14 protein-coding genes are annotated in these 14,740 nt (G+C 64.4%); 8 read left to right on the top strand and 6 right to left on the bottom strand.

The genetic code is table 11. From position 1 onward, the window contains the following. Positions 1 to 167: 167 nt before the first annotated feature. Entirely contained in the window at positions 168 to 1,208 is a 1,041-nt protein-coding gene (locus CK219_RS14835) for an endonuclease/exonuclease/phosphatase family protein (protein ID WP_095767480.1), read from the top strand. Positions 1,209 to 1,217: 9 nt separating this feature from the next. On the opposite strand, the gene CK219_RS14830 is transcribed toward CK219_RS14835, so the two are convergent. Beyond that, complete coding sequence (locus CK219_RS14830; protein ID WP_095767479.1) at positions 1,218 to 1,901, bottom strand: TlpA disulfide reductase family protein; 684 nt, start codon at positions 1,899 to 1,901, stop codon at positions 1,218 to 1,220. Positions 1,902 to 1,933: 32 nt separating this feature from the next. Here CK219_RS14830 and argH point away from each other — a divergent pair, with 32 nt between their 5' ends. The 5 genes from argH (at position 1,934) to CK219_RS14805 (ending at position 8,719) form a co-directional block, all read left to right on the top strand. Beyond that, the gene (gene argH, locus CK219_RS14825; RefSeq protein ID WP_095767478.1) at positions 1,934 to 3,334 is read left to right on the top strand and encodes an argininosuccinate lyase; all 1,401 of its coding nucleotides are present in this window, start codon (positions 1,934 to 1,936) and stop codon (positions 3,332 to 3,334) included. 153 nt (positions 3,335 to 3,487) lie between these two features. Next, entirely contained in the window at positions 3,488 to 3,694 is a 207-nt protein-coding gene (locus tag CK219_RS14820) for a lipoprotein (protein WP_095767477.1), read from the top strand. 54 nt (positions 3,695 to 3,748) lie between these two features. Further along, positions 3,749 to 5,017: a diaminopimelate decarboxylase gene (gene lysA / locus CK219_RS14815; RefSeq protein ID WP_095767476.1), complete on the top strand. Its 1,269-nt coding sequence runs from the start codon at positions 3,749 to 3,751 to the stop codon at positions 5,015 to 5,017. A gap of 29 nt (positions 5,018 to 5,046) precedes the next feature. Further along, positions 5,047 to 5,988, top strand: a complete 942-nt coding sequence (locus tag CK219_RS14810) for a threonine/serine dehydratase (RefSeq protein WP_095767475.1) — start codon at positions 5,047 to 5,049, stop codon at positions 5,986 to 5,988. Positions 5,989 to 6,103: 115 nt separating this feature from the next. Beyond that, entirely contained in the window at positions 6,104 to 8,719 is a 2,616-nt protein-coding gene (locus CK219_RS14805; RefSeq protein WP_095767566.1) for a TIGR02302 family protein, read from the top strand. Between the two features lie 36 nt (positions 8,720 to 8,755). Here CK219_RS14805 and CK219_RS14800 read toward each other — a convergent pair whose 3' ends face one another. After that, complete coding sequence (locus CK219_RS14800) at positions 8,756 to 9,628, bottom strand: LysR family transcriptional regulator (protein ID WP_095767474.1); 873 nt, start codon at positions 9,626 to 9,628, stop codon at positions 8,756 to 8,758. A gap of 73 nt (positions 9,629 to 9,701) precedes the next feature. Here CK219_RS14800 and CK219_RS14795 point away from each other — a divergent pair, with 73 nt between their 5' ends. Further along, on the top strand, positions 9,702 to 10,724 hold the full coding sequence (locus tag CK219_RS14795; protein ID WP_245340481.1) for a permease: 1,023 nt from the start codon (positions 9,702 to 9,704) through the stop codon (positions 10,722 to 10,724). A gap of 52 nt (positions 10,725 to 10,776) precedes the next feature. Here the strand turns inward: CK219_RS14795 and CK219_RS14790 are convergent, their stop codons facing one another. Beyond that, entirely contained in the window at positions 10,777 to 11,661 is an 885-nt protein-coding gene (locus tag CK219_RS14790) for a LysR substrate-binding domain-containing protein (RefSeq protein ID WP_095767564.1), read from the bottom strand. A 187-nt stretch (positions 11,662 to 11,848) separates the two neighbouring features. Here CK219_RS14790 and CK219_RS14785 point away from each other — a divergent pair, with 187 nt between their 5' ends. Then, entirely contained in the window at positions 11,849 to 12,814 is a 966-nt protein-coding gene (locus tag CK219_RS14785) for a DMT family transporter (RefSeq protein ID WP_095767473.1), read from the top strand. Here CK219_RS14785 and CK219_RS14780 read toward each other — a convergent pair. The 3 genes from CK219_RS14780 to CK219_RS14770 form a co-directional block, all read right to left on the bottom strand. Next, positions 12,797 to 13,168: a response regulator gene (locus CK219_RS14780; protein WP_095767472.1), complete on the bottom strand. Its 372-nt coding sequence runs from the start codon at positions 13,166 to 13,168 to the stop codon at positions 12,797 to 12,799. The genes CK219_RS14785 and CK219_RS14780 overlap by 18 nt on opposite strands. Positions 13,169 to 13,248: 80 nt before the next feature. Continuing rightward, positions 13,249 to 13,791, bottom strand: coding sequence for a hypoxanthine phosphoribosyltransferase (gene hpt / locus CK219_RS14775; protein ID WP_095767471.1), 543 nt, complete (start codon positions 13,789 to 13,791; stop codon positions 13,249 to 13,251). A gap of 178 nt (positions 13,792 to 13,969) precedes the next feature. Further along, positions 13,970 to 14,602, bottom strand: coding sequence for a hypothetical protein (locus CK219_RS14770; protein ID WP_095767470.1), 633 nt, complete (start codon positions 14,600 to 14,602; stop codon positions 13,970 to 13,972). Positions 14,603 to 14,740: the final 138 nt, after the last annotated feature.

Genomic DNA, 14,740 nt, shown 5'->3' with positions numbered 1-14,740 from the left:
TGACAGTTCTGTTGTGGGCTCGAAGCCCTCGTGGACAGCCAGTCTCTCCTCCCCTGGCAGCGGTCGCGCCGGCATGAAAACGTCACATCGGCGCTTTAGAGAGCTAGGGCGCCGCCAGGCGGCGAAAAGGCCTCCGTGATTAACCGGCTAACTGGATGAGAAGAGACATGCTGGTCCCGCAGCTCACGCACGTGCCCGTCGCCGCCCGCAACGCCATGCGGGACGGACCGCGCGACAGCGCCGCCCATCTGCGCCACGCCGCCGCCGTTCCCGCCCTCGGCGAGATCGAGATCGGCGGCAAGGCGTCGCGCGAGAGCGCCGGCGAAAGCCTGACCGTCATGGCCTGGAACGTCGAGCGGCTGCGTCATGTCGATGCCATCGCTACTACGATCGCCGGCCGGGCGCCGCACGTCGTGCTGCTGTCCGAAGTCGACAAGGGCATGGCGCGCTCCGGCAACGGCCATCTTCTGAGCCGGCTTGCCGATCGTCTAGGCCATTCCTATGCCTATGGCGTCGAGTTCCTCGAACTCGGCACCGGCAATGAGGCGGAGCAAGCGGCAAATGGCGGCGCCGAGAACGTTGAGGGCTTCCATGGCAACGCCATAACCAGCGCCGTCCCGCTGCTGCGGCCTTTCCTCGTTCGGCTGGATGCGGCCGGCGCCTGGTTCCTGCCGGAGCACGGCCAGCCGCGCATCGGCGGCCGCATGGCGCTTGGCGGCCAGGTGATGGTGGGCGAGCGCCGAGTCACCGTCGTCTCGGTGCATCTCGAGAACCGTACGACGCCTGCCGGCCGTGCCGACCAGACGCGCCACCTCCTCGACGCCATCGACAGGTATGACGCGGAAGCGCCGGTCCTGATCGGCGGCGACTTCAACACGCTGACCGCCACCTATGAAGAGCGTCACGCCGATCCGGCCGCATGGCAGGCGCGCATCGACGCCGAACCGGACCGGCTGATGTGCCCCGACCGCCACGAGCCCCTCTTCGCCGTCATGGCCGGGCGTGGCTACGATTGGCGCGACGCCAATGCGTTCGACAGGCCGACGCAGCGGCGCCCGGCGGGCGACAGAACGCCCACCGGCCATATCGACTGGTTCTTCACCCGCGGCCTTGCGGCAAGCGCACCGGAGACACTGCCGGCGGTGTTGCCGGACGGCAGCCCGAGCGCCGACCACGAGGCGCTGGTGGTTACGGTCAGGATAAGATAGCCGTCGCGATCAGGGTTCGAGCGCCGCTTCCACCAGCCGCTTGGCGTCGGGGCTCGACCATTCGGCCGGGCCGTTCATATGCGCTATCAAGCAGCCTTCTGCGTCGATCAGCATGGTCACGGGAAGCCCGAGCGCCAGCCCGCGCGTCTTCGCTTCATTGAACAGCGCGATCGTCGGATCCCGGTAGAAGCCGAGCGTCTCGACGCCGATTTCCTTGAGGAACTTCTTCGGCTTCGCGTCGTCGCCGGTGTCGACATTGACCGCGACGACCTCGAAGGCATTGCTGCCCTTTTCCTTCTGCAGCGCATCGAGCGCCGGCATCTCGGCGCGGCACGGTGCGCACCATGTCGCCCACAGATTGAGCAGCACGGTCTTGCCGGCGTGATCGGCGATGGTCATTGGCTTGCCGTCGGGGCCGTTGAAGGCCAAGCTCTTCAGCGATTGCGGCGGATCGGCCGGCTGTAACGCCGCGACCTGGCCGACGGCCTTGGCGGCGACCTGCTTGGCGCGGGCGGCCTTTGGCGTGCAGGCGGCATCGTCCTTCCCGGCGACCGCGACGGCCTTCTCGGGAGCGTTGTTGCCAGAACCGCTCTCGCTGACATATACCGCGACCGCGCCGGCCAGCACGCCCGCCACCAAAGCGGCGAGGATGAGGCGCGTAGTCGGAAAAAACAATCTCTTGCCGTCTGCCATTTCAAAACTGCTCCGGAGCACGGGTTATAGCGATGACCGACAAGAAGGCCAGCAACCAGATGTGGGGCGGACGTTTTGCCTCGGGTCCGGCCGCGATCATGGAAGCGATCAACGCGTCGATCGGCTTCGACCGCAAGCTCTATGCGCAGGACATAAGCGGATCGATCGCCCATAGCGAGATGTTGGCTGAAACGGGCATTATTTCGGCCGCCGATCAAGAAAAAATCGCTCACGGGCTGAACACGATCCTGAAAGAGATCGAGGCCGGCACGTTCGAATTCTCGACCAGGCTGGAAGACATCCACATGAATGTGGAAGCCCGCCTAGCCGACCTGATCGGCCCGGCGGCCGGCCGCCTGCACACCGCGCGCTCGCGCAACGACCAGGTGGCGGTCGACCTCAGGCTCTGGGTCAAGCAGGAGTGCCAGCGCGTCGCCGAAGCGCTGAAGGACCTGATCGGCGCCTTCCTCGAACGCGCCGAGGAGCACGCGGCGACCGTCATGCCCGGCTTCACCCATATGCAGGCCGCACAGCCGGTGACCTTCGGCCACCATTGCATGGCCTATGTCGAGATGTTCGGCCGCGACCTGTCGCGCGTCCGCGACGCCATCGAGCGCATGGATGAAAGCCCGCTGGGCGCGGCGGCCCTTGCCGGGACCAGCTTTTCCATCGACCGCCACATGACGGCGAAGGCTCTCGGTTTTCGCGAACCGACGCGCAATTCGCTGGACAGCGTCTCGGACCGCGATTTCGCGCTCGAATTCCTCAGCCTCGCCGCGATCTGCGCGACGCATTTGTCCAGGCTGGCCGAGGAGATCATCATCTGGTCGACGCCGCAATTCGGCTTCATCCGGCTCTCGGATTCCTTCTCCACCGGCTCCTCGATCATGCCGCAAAAGAAGAACCCGGACGCCGCCGAGCTGGTGCGCGGCAAGACCGGCCGCATCAACGGCCATCTTGTCGGCCTGCTGACCGTGATGAAGGGCATGCCGCTGACCTATGGCAAGGACATGCAGGAAGACAAGGAAGCGGTCTTCGACGCCGCCGAGACGCTCGACCTGATGCTGGCGGCGACCGCCGGCATGGTGCGCGACATGACCGTCAACGCCGCCGCCATGAAGAAGGCCGCAGGCGCCGGTCACGCCACCGCGACCGATCTTGCGGACTGGCTGGTGCGCAATCTGGGCCTCCCCTTCCGCGAAGCCCATCATGTCACCGGCCGCGCCGTAGCGCTCGCCGAGGAGAAGAAGCTCGGGCTGGAGAAGCTCTCGCTGGACGACCTGCGCTCCATCCATCCCGGCATCACCGACAACATCTTCTCGGTGCTTGCCGTGCAGAATTCGGTGAAGAGCCGCACAAGCTTCGGCGGCACCGCGCCGTCGGAAGTGCGAAAGCAGATCCGCTACTGGAAAAAGCGGCTCGCCAAGGCTTAATGCATGTCGCCCAGAAGTGTGCAGCGGTTCTGGGAGAACGACATGCATCAAAACAAAGATTTAAAGCGCGCCGCGCTTTAAATTGCCGGGATGCAAAGCGCTGAGAACTCGGCTAAAAGCGCAGCACGCAATCAGTTTCGAACGGATGGATCGATGACCCGTAGCAGGATTTTGGTGACGCTGGCGCTGCTGGCTGCGGTAGTCACCGTCACGGCCTGCGGCAGGAAGACCGGCCTCGACACGCCTTATGAGGCGGCGGAGCAGGCGCGCAAGGACGCCGAACGCGCCAAGCAGCCGGTGCCGCCCGAGCCGGAAAAACCGGTCAAGGACAGGAAGTTCATCCTCGATCCCCTGCTGTAGAGCCGGTGAGATTGACCCGGTCCCATCGAGCTTCAACTTTCCGGAACCAACACCGTGAACCATTTCGACTACCGCGACGGCGTGCTTCATGCCGAGGACGTCGCGATCCCCGACATCGCAGCCGAGGTCGGCACGCCCTTCTATTGCTATTCGACCGCGACGCTGACCCGGCACTTCCGCGTCTTCAAGGAGGCTTTTTCCGGCCTCGACGCACTGGTCTGCTACGCCATGAAGGCGAATTCCAACCAGGCCGTGCTGAGGACGCTGGCCAAGCAGGGCGCAGGCGCCGACGTGGTCTCCGAAGGCGAATTGCGCCGCGCTTTGGCCGCCGGCATCCCGGCCGGCAAGATCCTGTTTTCCGGCGTCGGCAAGACCGTGCGGGAAATGGACTTTGCCCTCAATGCCGGCATTCTCTGCTTCAACGTCGAATCCGAGCCTGAGCTGGAGCTTTTGTCGGCGCGCGCCGTGGCCCTCGGCAAGGTGGCGCCCGTCTCGCTGCGCATCAATCCGGATGTCGATGCAAGGACCCACAAGAAGATCTCGACCGGCAAGGCCGAGAACAAGTTCGGCATTCCCTGGCAGCGCGCGCGGCAGGTCTATGCCCGCGCGGCTCAATTGCCGGGCATCAGGGTGACCGGCATCGACACCCATATCGGCAGCCAGATCACCGAATTGCAGCCTTTCGACGATGCCTTCGCATTGCTGGTCGAGCTGGTCGGAGCGCTGCGCGCCGACGGGCATGAGATCGAGCATGTCGATCTCGGCGGCGGCCTCGGCATTCCTTACCGCGTCGACAACAGCCCGCCCCCTTTGCCCGACGCTTACGCCGAAATCGTCAGGAAGCACGTCACCAAGCTCGGCCTGAAGGTGATGTTCGAGCCCGGCCGCCTGATCGTCGGCAATGCCGGCATCCTCGTGTCTGAGGTCATCTACGTGAAGGAGGGCGACGCCAAGAACTTCCTCGTCGTTGACGCCGCCATGAACGACCTGATCCGGCCGACGCTCTATGACGCCTTCCACGACATCAGGCCGGTGGTGCAGCCGCCTGCTTCGGCGCCGCGTATGAAGGTCGACGTCGTCGGGCCGGTCTGCGAGACCGGCGATTTCATCGGCCTCGACCGCGATCTTCCGAGATTGAAGTCGGGCGACCTGATCGCGGTTTCCACCGCCGGCGCCTATGGCGCGGTGCAAGCCGGCACCTACAACACCAGGCTCCTGGTGCCCGAGGTGCTGGTCGACGGCGACCGTTTTCATGTCGTGCGGCCGCGCCAGACCTATGAGAACCTGATTGGATTGGATTCGGTCCCCGACTGGCTGAAGTAACCGAGCGGCGCGCCTTAAGGAGCTGGCCCATGCTGGAAAAAAAGACGATCACGCGCGAACGCATCGGCGCCGTGGAGTCGCGCATCCGGCCCTATGTACGCCACACGCCGGTCATGCGCGTCGACATGGCGGATTTCGACCGGCCCGCCTTTCCGGTCGACCTGAAGCTCGAATGCCTCCAGCATTCCGGCTCGTTCAAGGCGCGCGGCGCCTTCACCAACCTGCTCGAACGCCGAGTGCCCGAAGCCGGCGTGGTCGCCGCGTCCGGCGGCAATCATGGTGCCGCCGTCGCTTACGCCGCCATGAAGCTCGGGCACAAGGCGACCATCTTCGTGCCCGAGGTCAGCCCGCCAGCGAAGCTCGCGCGCATTCGCGGCTACGGCGCCGAGCTGATCGTCGGCGGCGCGCGCTATGCCGAAGCGCTGGCCGCCAGCGAAGACTTCGCGGCCAGAACCGGCGCCTTGCAGGTGCACGCCTTCAACCAGGAAGAAACGCTGCTCGGCCAGGGCACGCTCGGCATGGAGATCGAGGCCGATCTGCCTGGGATCGACACGCTGCTGGTCGCGGTCGGCGGCGGCGGCCTGATCGGCGGCATCGCGGCCTGGTTCTCGGGGCGCATCCGTATCATCGCCATCGAGCCGGAAGGAGCCCCGACGCTTTACCGCGCCCTGGAAGCAGGAGAGCCGGTCGATGCGCCCGCCGAAGGCATCGCCGCCGATTCGCTGGCGCCGAAGCGCGTCGGCGAATTGATGTTTCCGATCGCCGAGGCCTTCGTCGAGCGCTCGATCCTGGTCAGCGACGACGACATCGTCGCGGCGCAGAAGGCGCTGTGGGACCGCGTGCGAATCATCGCCGAGCCGGGCGGCGCCGCCGCCTTCGCCGCCATGCTTTCCGGACGCTATGTGCCCGGAGACGGCGAGCGCGTGGCGGTCCTCGTCTGCGGCTCGAACACGAATCTCGCCAATTTCTGATCATAACCCGGCCAAACCGCTTCACGTTTTTTGGAACCCGCCTCGCCTTTGCCGTGTTTGCTGGTATCCTTCTGGCGATGACGTCCGGGCTATCGTGCCCGGGCAGGAAGGGCCGATGACCGAACGACCCATTTCCAGCGGCGAACGCAGCCGGGCCAGCGATGGACGCGGCTTTGCAGGGCGCTTGGCGCTCAGCCGGTTGGCGACGCGAGCCTCGATGACCTTCGAGCGCGCCTGGCCGCTCGTGCTGCCGCTGCTGGTCGTCGCCAGCCTGTTCTTCAGCTTTTCGTGGTTTGGCCTGTTCCCGCGCCTGCCGGATGCGGCGCGCGTCGGCCTTTTGATCCTGTTCGGGCTGGCGGCGGTCGCCGCGCTCTACCCGCTGCGCTTCTTCCGCATGCCCTCGGCAGCCGAGATCGACCGGCGCATCGAGGCGGCGAACGAATTGCTGCACAGCCCGGTGCAGGTGCAGACCGACCGACCGAGCGGCGCCGAGAGCATCTTCTCGCAGGCGCTGTGGCGCGAGCACCAGAAGCGCATGGCCGAACGGCTTTCCAGCCTCGGCGCCGACCGGCCGCGCACCGGCGTGCCGGACTACGACCGCTGGGGCTTGCGCGCCGTGGCGGGGCTGCTGTTCGTCACGGCGCTTGCCTTCTCCTTCGGACCCTTTGGCGGCAGGGTCAGCGACGGTTTCGTCGCGCGCGCCTCGCATGATGCCGTGCCCCCGCGCATCGACGCCTGGGTGACGCCACCTGCCTATACCGGCAAGGCGCCGGTGTTCCTGACGGCCGATGCCAACCAGGCCGTCCAGACCTTTTCCGTTCCGCAAGGCAGCGACATCTCGCTGCGCGTCACTGGCGGTTCGGGCGAGGAGACGCTGAGCTATGCCGATCAAGGCGGCAATGACCGCGCCATCGAGCCCGCCGCGCCGAAAGGTCCCGCGCCTGCCGCCGGCCAGACCGCACCAAAAGTGCGCCAGTTCTCCGGCAAGCTGAACACCAACGGCACGTTGACGCTGAAATCCGGCGAAGGCGATCTCGGCCACTGGGCCTTTGCCGTCATTCCCGACAAGCCGCCGACGATCCGCTTCGTCGGCGAGCCGAAGCGCGCCGTCAACGGCGCCATCGAGCTCAATTACGAGATCGCCGACGACTGTGGTGCAGCCTCCGCCAAGGCCGTTTTCGAGCTGTCGGATCCGCCCGCCGCCAACGCGCATCCGCTCTACGGCGCGCCCGACATGCCATTGACGCTGCCGCGCCGCGGCGGCAAGCCGAGCGCAGCCAAGACGACCAAGGACCTGACCGAGCATGTCTGGGCCGGCAGCAACATCAAGCTGACGCTCACTGCAACGGACGACGCCGGCCACACGGCCACCAGTGAAACCAAAACGCTTGTCATGCCGGAGCGGCCCTTCGCCAATCCGCTGGCTAGAGCGGTGATCGAACAGCGCCGGCTGGTGGCGCTCGACACCAATGCCAAGCCGCGCGTTCTCGACCTGATGGATGCGGTCACACTGCGGCCCGAGGACACGTTCGACAACATGTCGAACTATCTCGCCATCATGAGCGCGAGGAGCCGGCTGAAGCTCTCTGAGAGCGACGATCAGTTGCGCAACGTCGTGTCCTATCTGTGGGAGATCGCGCTCGGCATTGAGGAAGGTAATCTGTCGGCCGCCGAGCGGCGGCTGCGCCAGGCGCAGCAGGCGTTGCAGGACGCCATCAAGAACGGCGCCAGCGATCAGGAGATCGAAAAGGCGATGAAGGAACTGCGAGAGGCGATGAACCAGTTCCTGCAGGAATTCGCCCAGCGAGCGCAGCAGAACCCGAATGCGCCGCAGATGCAGCAGAACGGCCGCGAGCTGCGCCAGAGCGATATCGATCGCATGATGGACCAGATCGAGAATCTGGCCAAATCGGGCGATCGCGACAAGGCCCAGCAGCTTCTTTCCGAGCTGCAGGACATGATGAACAACCTGCAGGCCGGCCGCCAGCAGCCGGGCGGCGAGCAGGACAGCGAGATGCGCCAGCAGATGGACAAGCTCGGCGACATCATGCGCCGCCAGCAGGAAATGATGAACGACACCTTCCGGCTGGACCAGATGCAGCGCGGGCAGCGTGGTGAAAGCGGCGAGCAGCAGCAGCTTGGCGAGGATGGCGAACAGGGCCAGTCCGACGACCAGCAGCAGCGGCCCGGTCCCGGCCAGGACCGCGATCCGCTGGGCCGGCCGAAAATGTCGCCGAAGGATTTGGCCGATGCGCTGAAGCAGCTGCAGGAAGGCCAGGGCCAATTGCAGAGCGAGCTCGATCAGTTGAAGAAAGGCCTCGAAGGCCTGGGCATGGAGCCCAATGAGGGCTTTGGCGAGGCCGGCAAATCGATGGGCAATGCCGAACAATCGCTCGGCCAGGGCGACGGTGACCAAGCCGTCGGCCACCAGGGCCGCGCACTGGAAGCGCTGCGCCGCGGCGCCAAGGAAATGATGAAGCAGATGCAGGCCATGCAGGGCGACCAGGGCGGCAGCGAGCAGGGCGGCCGCCAGCAGGACGCCGATCGCGACCCGCTGGGACGACCGCGCGCCACCAACGGTCCCGATGACGGCACCTCGGTCAAGGTGCCCGACGAGATCGACGTCCAGCGTGCCCGCCAGATCCTCGACGCGATCCGCAAACGGCTCGGCAACGCGCTCAGCCCCGATATCGAGCGCAGCTATCTCGAACGGCTGCTGGAGCTGAAATAAAGCTCACCCGTTCCGTTGCGCGCGGTGGCGCATGGGCTAACTTCCCTCGAATGTCCGTGAGATGATCGCGGCCAATTTGTCGGCTAGGTGTCGAGGAGCTTTCGGTGAGCCACTGAGCACCAGATGCGTTTCACCTAGCTGGGGCAGCTTCTCATCCGCCAACGCCCTGATCCGATCCGTCAGCGTGCTTTGCGGCAATACGCCGACCGCGACGCCCGCAGCGATCGCGGCCCGAACCCCTGAGACGCTCTGACTGGTGCAAACGATCTGATAGTCCAGTCCGGATTTCCGAAGGAGGTCGAGACAGCGCTCTCTCCACCAGCAAGCCTTGTCGAACAGCGCCACGGGCAGAGGTCGCCGGGTCTCGACACTATGGAAAGCGGAGCCGGCCCACACGGCGCGCTCACTATGAACAATGACGTCCCCGTTCGAGACGCGCTCAGGCGAGTGCAAGGCGATATCCAATTCGCCGGCAGCAAGCGCATGCGGAAACTCTATGCTCGAACTGCATCGCACGAAAATTCGAGCTGCAGGCTCCTCCGCCGTGAAGGTGGCCAAAATAGACGGTAGAACCGTGTCGCCATATTCCTCGGGTATACCGAGTCGGACTTCCTCCTCGGCTGGCGCCCCGCGCAGATCGGCCACCACCTGGTTCAGCATTTCGACCACATCGCGGGCGACGGGCAGCAAGCGCTCGCCAGCAGCAGTCATGGCGACTCCGCGCCCATGCCTATCAAATACCCGTTGCCCGATGGCACTCTCCAGCTTCTGCACTTGGAGGCTCACAGCGGACTGCGTTCGAAACAGACGAGCCGCGCCGCCGCTAAGACTCCCTGCCTTGGCAACAGAGAGAAACGTACGCAGCAATTCGCTGTCCAGTTGAGCGCTTTTCCCATCGTCAATACTCATAGCTGATATTTAAGCTATTCGTTTCACATATGGAAGCCGGTAATCTATGGGATAGCACGAAGAGAGTCATGCCATGACCGTCGCGCTCCCGAGGCTTCAAAGAAGGCAACTCATGTGGGCGACCGCGGCTGTTTTGACAGTTGCTGTCGCGCTCACGTGGCCGCAACGGGCATATGGGACGCTCCAATTTGTCCTGCAGAGTGTTATGGATGTCGCGTTGATGGTTGCAGCTGGGCTAATCATCTCGGCATGGGTTGCGGCCAGTGGAGCGGCGACCATTACAGCGCGATGGTTCAAAGGGCGCCCGGTCGCAACTGTTTTGATCGCGTCGGCAATCGGCACCGTGACACCTGTGTGCGGCGTGACGGTGCTGCCGCTCACGACGGGGCTTCTTGCTTCCGGTGTTCCGCTTGCGCCCATTATGGCATTTTGGCTTTCCTCACCTGTTACCGGACCCACCATGCTCACCGCGACTTGGGCGCTGCTAGGTCCTGGTTTTGCCATCGGAAAGATGCTGGCAGCCTTTGTTTTGGGAGTCTTTTCAGGCGTGATGACAGCTCTGCTGGCCCGCACGCAGATGGTCCAAAACCCGTTGCGGACATCGGGAATCGGGCAGGTGGGATTGTGTGGTACATGCATGCCAACAGGGCATTATTTCAAAATCTGGCGCGACCCGGCGCGTATGCGTGGATTTGGAGAGAATCTGGTTTCCACGACTAAAACCGTCGTAATTTGTTTGACGTTCGCCTTTTCGGCTGAATTCCTGCTGCGCGATCTTCTGCCGCCCGAGGTCCTCACCGCTTATGTCGGTGCAGACTCTCATTATGCCATCCCCCTTGCCGTGCTGGTCGGCGCACCAATGTATCTCGATGGTCTTGCGGCACTGCCGCTGGTCCAAGGTTTGCTTGCTCTCGGCATGTCACCCGGTGCGGCAATGGCGCTACTCGTCTCAGGGGGCGCAGTGAGCATTTGGGGCGTCATGGCAGTCGCTTTGGTCCTCAGACCGGCAACGATCGTCCTGTTCGTCGCGCTCGCGGTTTCCGGATCATTAGTCATTGGCTATGTCTTCCAGGCGCTCTGGACGCTTTTTTCGTAAGCACCGAAAGCCGCAGGGCGAGATGACCCGCCGGATTGAGCGCACTCCGGCTCTAAAGCCCGGCCGCCGCGCCCGCCTGCCTGGTCAGCATGAACGCCTCGCGTATGGCGTTCTCCATGCCGTCGATCGCTTCGCCGGTCGCCAGCGGATTGCGGTGCAGGACGACGTTGGAGGAATCGATATCGCCGAAACCGTCGGCGGCCGTCAGTTCGCGGCAATCAGGCGGGATGTTGCTGCGCGAGATCGGCGCGATCGCCAGGCCGGACGTGACGGCGAGCGTCAGGCCGCCATTGGTATCGCTGGTGTAGGCGACGCGGTAGTCGAGGCCGCGCTGCTGCAGCGACTTGATGGCGAAGTCGCGGCACCAGCCGTTGCGGCTGTAGAGCGCGATCGGCACCGGCCGTTCCTCATGCATGTGGTGCAGCGTCGAGGTCACCCAGACCGTCGGGTCGTGCATCAGCACCTCGCCGCCGGAAGAGCCCTCCCATTCGAACACCACCGCGAGGTCGAGCTCGCCGGCCGCGAGCGCCCGCACCTGCGAATCCGAATGCGCGTAGCGCACTGTGACCTCGACGCGCGGATGGCGCTTGGCGAATTCGCCCAGCGCCCGCGACAGGATCGAACGGCCGTACTCGGCCGGAATGCCGATGCGCACCAGCCCGCCCAGCGGCGGCGCCACCAGCGAGGCAGCGGTCTCGTCCAGCAGCGAGACGATGCGGCGCGCGTTGGCGATGAGCTCGCCGCCGCGGCGCGTCAGCGCCACGCCGCGCGAGCCGCGCTCGAACAGATTGTCGCCGACCATGTCCTCCAGCTTCTTCATCTGCATGGATACGGCCGATTGCGTGCGCCCGGCTTTCTCCGCCGCGCGGGTGAAATTGCCGGTTTCGGCCACCGCCACGAAGGTGCGCAAGAGATCGCTGTCGAGGACTGGTCGCATCGAGTCGCCATAAGCAAAGTTGATTGCTGGCATCATTCCAATTCGTTTGCCAGATGTCAAACGCCGCAAGATAGTCATGACACCCATTGGATATGCGGCCGCGAAATCGGTCGCGGACCAATCGAAGAGTCCTCACTCGTACCCGCTGCCTGAAAATGGTGGCGGGTTCTTTTTCGCTGGATAGATCATGCAGAACCGGACGGTGCTTGGCATTCTAAGCCTCTGCCTCGGCGTGCTGGTTTTTTCACTGCAGGATCCGCTGGTGAAGGCGGTTTCGGGCGGCTATCCGGTGACCGAGGTGATGGCGATCCGCGCCATCGTTGCGCTGCCGATCCTGATCGTGCTCGTTCAGGCCAATGTCGGCCTGAAGGCGGTGCTGTCGAAGCGGGCAGGCATGCTGACGCTGCGCGCCTTCATCCAGTTCTCGTCCTACACGGTCTATTATCTGGCGATCGCCGCCTTGCCGCTGGCCGATGCGGTGGCGCTCTATTTCATGGCGCCGCTGTTCATCATGGCGATGGCGGGTCCCTATCTCGGCGAGCGCGTCTCATGGAAAACCCTGTCGACGGTGCTGATCGGCTTGGTTGGAGTGCTGGTGATGGTGCGCCCCGGCGCCGGCGTGTTCGACTGGGCGGCGCTGCTGTCGCTGGGCTCGGCCTTCCTCTACGGCTTCTCGCAACTGATGGCGCGCCGTATCGGCGACACCGAATCATCGACCGTGATGGCCTTCTATCAGAACGGCGCCTATCTCAGCGGCGCCATCGCCGTCGCAACCGTCTTCCACCTTGCCGGCATCACCCATGCGGCGCATCCGAGCGTCGAATTCCTGGTGCGGCCATGGATATGGCCGACAATGCCGGACTTCCTGAAGATGGCCGCCTGCGGCCTCGTCGCGTCCGCCGGCATGATCCTGCTCTCGCAGGCCTACCGGATGGCGCCCGCCAACCGCGTCGCCACGTTCGAATATACCGGCATCCTGTGGTCGCCGCTGTGGGGTTTCCTGTTCTTCGCCGAAGTGCCGCGCGAAACCACGGTGCTGGGCGCGGCGCTGATCATCGGCGCCGGCCTGCTGGCACTCAGCGGCGGGCGTCGGCGAAGTGCGGCGCCGGCCGCCGCTGTCACGGCCGATGCGGTCTCAAGCGAAGCAGCTTAATGCCTTGCCGACGCGGCCACGGATCTCGGCAAGCGTGAACGGCTTCTGCACGACGTCGAGGATGATGCCGTCGAGTTCCTCCGCGCGCTCGCGCTGGTCGGCATAGCCGGTCATCAGCATGATCCGCATCGTCGGGAACTCTCTTGCAGCCGATGCCGCCATCTCGATGCCGTCCATTTCCGGCATGCGGATGTCGGACACCACCAGATCGAAACCGCCGCGCGCCTGCCGGATCATCTCCAGCCCCTGCGCGCCGTCGGTGGCGATGGTGACATTATGGCCATCGCGCTCGAGCGCGCGGGCAGCGAGGGTGCGGACGGACTCATCGTCCTCGACGATCAGAAGCTTTGCCATGCCGAGATAGATGCCGCCGAAACGTTGATGTTTTCTGAAAATTCTAACGATCGGCGGCTTTTCGGAATGGCGCCGCCTTCTCAGGCGTCGCCTTTCACCACCCCGACAAACGGCAGCTCGCGGAACGCATGGGCCACATCCATGCCGTAGCCGACGACGAAATAGTCTGGGCAGTCGAAGCCCACATAATCGGCGTTGAGCGAGGTCTGGCGGCGCATGCGCTTGTCGAGCAGCACCGCGATGGCGCAGCTCTTGGCGCCGCGCGAAAGCATCAGGTCGCGGGTGTAGGAAAGCGTCTTGCCGGATTCCAGTATGTCGTCGATCAACAGCACGTCGCGGCCGGCGACTTCGTTGTCGATGTCGCGCAGCACCCTGACCTCGCCGCTGGTTGTGCCGGCGCCGTAGCTGGAGATGAAGATGAACTCGACTTCCGGCGACAGGCCGACATCATGCATGGCGCGGATGAGATCGGCGGCGAAGACGAACGAGCCCTTGAGGATCGAGATCACCAGCAGGTCGTGGTAATCGCGCCCGGCGATTTCCTTGGCGAGTTCGAGATTGCGGCGCGCGATCGCCGACGCCGAAAACAGGACCTCGATGTCCTTGCCGCGTACAACTGGCATTCTTTTGTCCTTCAAAACCACCTAGGACGCCAGGCGCTAGGTGTGTCGAGATTCAGGTCAGGCCGAGTCGAGAACGATGGCTTCCGAGAACCGAAGCGGAGCGTACTTGAAGTACGTGAGCACCGGAAGCGAAGGAAGCCCTCGTTCGCAGGCCGGCCTCACCTGAATATCGACACACCTAGCCGGCGAAGATTACGGAGACTGTCCTGACGCCGTCTTTAGGCACATCGAGGCGGCTCGAAAAGCCGAATCTTTCGCCCGGGCCCAGCGAACGGTTCGATGTCCCCAGCCTGTAGCGGATGATATTGGCGTTGTTATCGGTGACGCGAATTTCGAGCGGCGGCAGCGTTTCCGACTTCATCCCGTCATTCGCCGCCTCGCCATCCACGAACAGCACAGGCTTCAATCCCGACGCATCGATGCGCGACGTCACGCCGGAGATGGTGAGCGCGCTCGCCGGCGCGTCGGTCGTCCAAAGGGGGCTTTGCCGGACCAGCGCATGACCACCCGACACCCAGAAGGATGCGAGCGCTATGCCGGCGCCGGCTATCCAGAACAACGGACCGCCACGCGAGGATCGCGACGGCGCCGCCTCCGGTCTGCGCAGCATGCCCATGCCGCCGATCGATGGCGTCGACGGCATCTGCGGCGGCGGTGCCGATTCTGGATAAGCGGCAAAACGCGGCAGCACCACATAATCGGCATCGACGATGTCGGCCGCTTCGAACATGACGCGTTCCGGCGCGGCATTTGTTGCCGTGCCGGTCATGATTTCGCCGGAAACAGGGCGCGCGGTTCTCTCGTCAGCCATTACGGCACCAGTGCAGTCTTCGTTTCTTTTGCGTAAACGCAATTGGTTAACGCTTCCCCACCGGAATGGCTTTGATGCATGCTGGACGTTGCAAAATTAACCGCCGGTTAACCATGCCGGCCGATGGTCTGTTAGAGT

This window comes from Mesorhizobium sp. WSM4313, from assembly GCF_002294725.1.
Taxonomy (GTDB): Bacteria; Pseudomonadota; Alphaproteobacteria; order Rhizobiales; family Rhizobiaceae; genus Mesorhizobium.
The sequence above is the reverse complement of the archived record's forward strand: the minus strand, read 5'-3'. Positions and strand labels throughout refer to the sequence as shown.

Excerpts from the sequence above, each read along its gene's own strand:
- CK219_RS14830 (WP_095767479.1), bottom strand. The coding sequence starts at position 1,901 with ATGGCAGACGGCAAGAGATTGTTTTTTCCGACTACGCGCCTCATCCTC.
- CK219_RS14770 (WP_095767470.1), bottom strand. The coding sequence starts at position 14,602 with ATGGCTGACGAGAGAACCGCGCGCCCTGTTTCCGGCGAAATCATGACC.
- hpt (WP_095767471.1), bottom strand. The coding sequence starts at position 13,791 with ATGCCAGTTGTACGCGGCAAGGACATCGAGGTCCTGTTTTCGGCGTCG.
- argH (WP_095767478.1), top strand. The coding sequence starts at position 1,934 with ATGACCGACAAGAAGGCCAGCAACCAGATGTGGGGCGGACGTTTTGCC.
- CK219_RS14810 (WP_095767475.1), top strand. The coding sequence starts at position 5,047 with ATGCTGGAAAAAAAGACGATCACGCGCGAACGCATCGGCGCCGTGGAG.
- CK219_RS14800 (WP_095767474.1), bottom strand. The coding sequence starts at position 9,628 with ATGAGTATTGACGATGGGAAAAGCGCTCAACTGGACAGCGAATTGCTG.
- CK219_RS14820 (WP_095767477.1), top strand. The coding sequence starts at position 3,488 with ATGACCCGTAGCAGGATTTTGGTGACGCTGGCGCTGCTGGCTGCGGTA.
- CK219_RS14795 (WP_245340481.1), top strand. The coding sequence starts at position 9,702 with ATGACCGTCGCGCTCCCGAGGCTTCAAAGAAGGCAACTCATGTGGGCG.
- CK219_RS14790 (WP_095767564.1), bottom strand. The coding sequence starts at position 11,661 with ATGCGACCAGTCCTCGACAGCGATCTCTTGCGCACCTTCGTGGCGGTG.
- CK219_RS14835 (WP_095767480.1), top strand. The coding sequence starts at position 168 with ATGCTGGTCCCGCAGCTCACGCACGTGCCCGTCGCCGCCCGCAACGCC.
- CK219_RS14780 (WP_095767472.1), bottom strand. The coding sequence starts at position 13,168 with ATGGCAAAGCTTCTGATCGTCGAGGACGATGAGTCCGTCCGCACCCTC.
- CK219_RS14805 (WP_095767566.1), top strand. The coding sequence starts at position 6,104 with ATGACCGAACGACCCATTTCCAGCGGCGAACGCAGCCGGGCCAGCGAT.
- CK219_RS14785 (WP_095767473.1), top strand. The coding sequence starts at position 11,849 with ATGCAGAACCGGACGGTGCTTGGCATTCTAAGCCTCTGCCTCGGCGTG.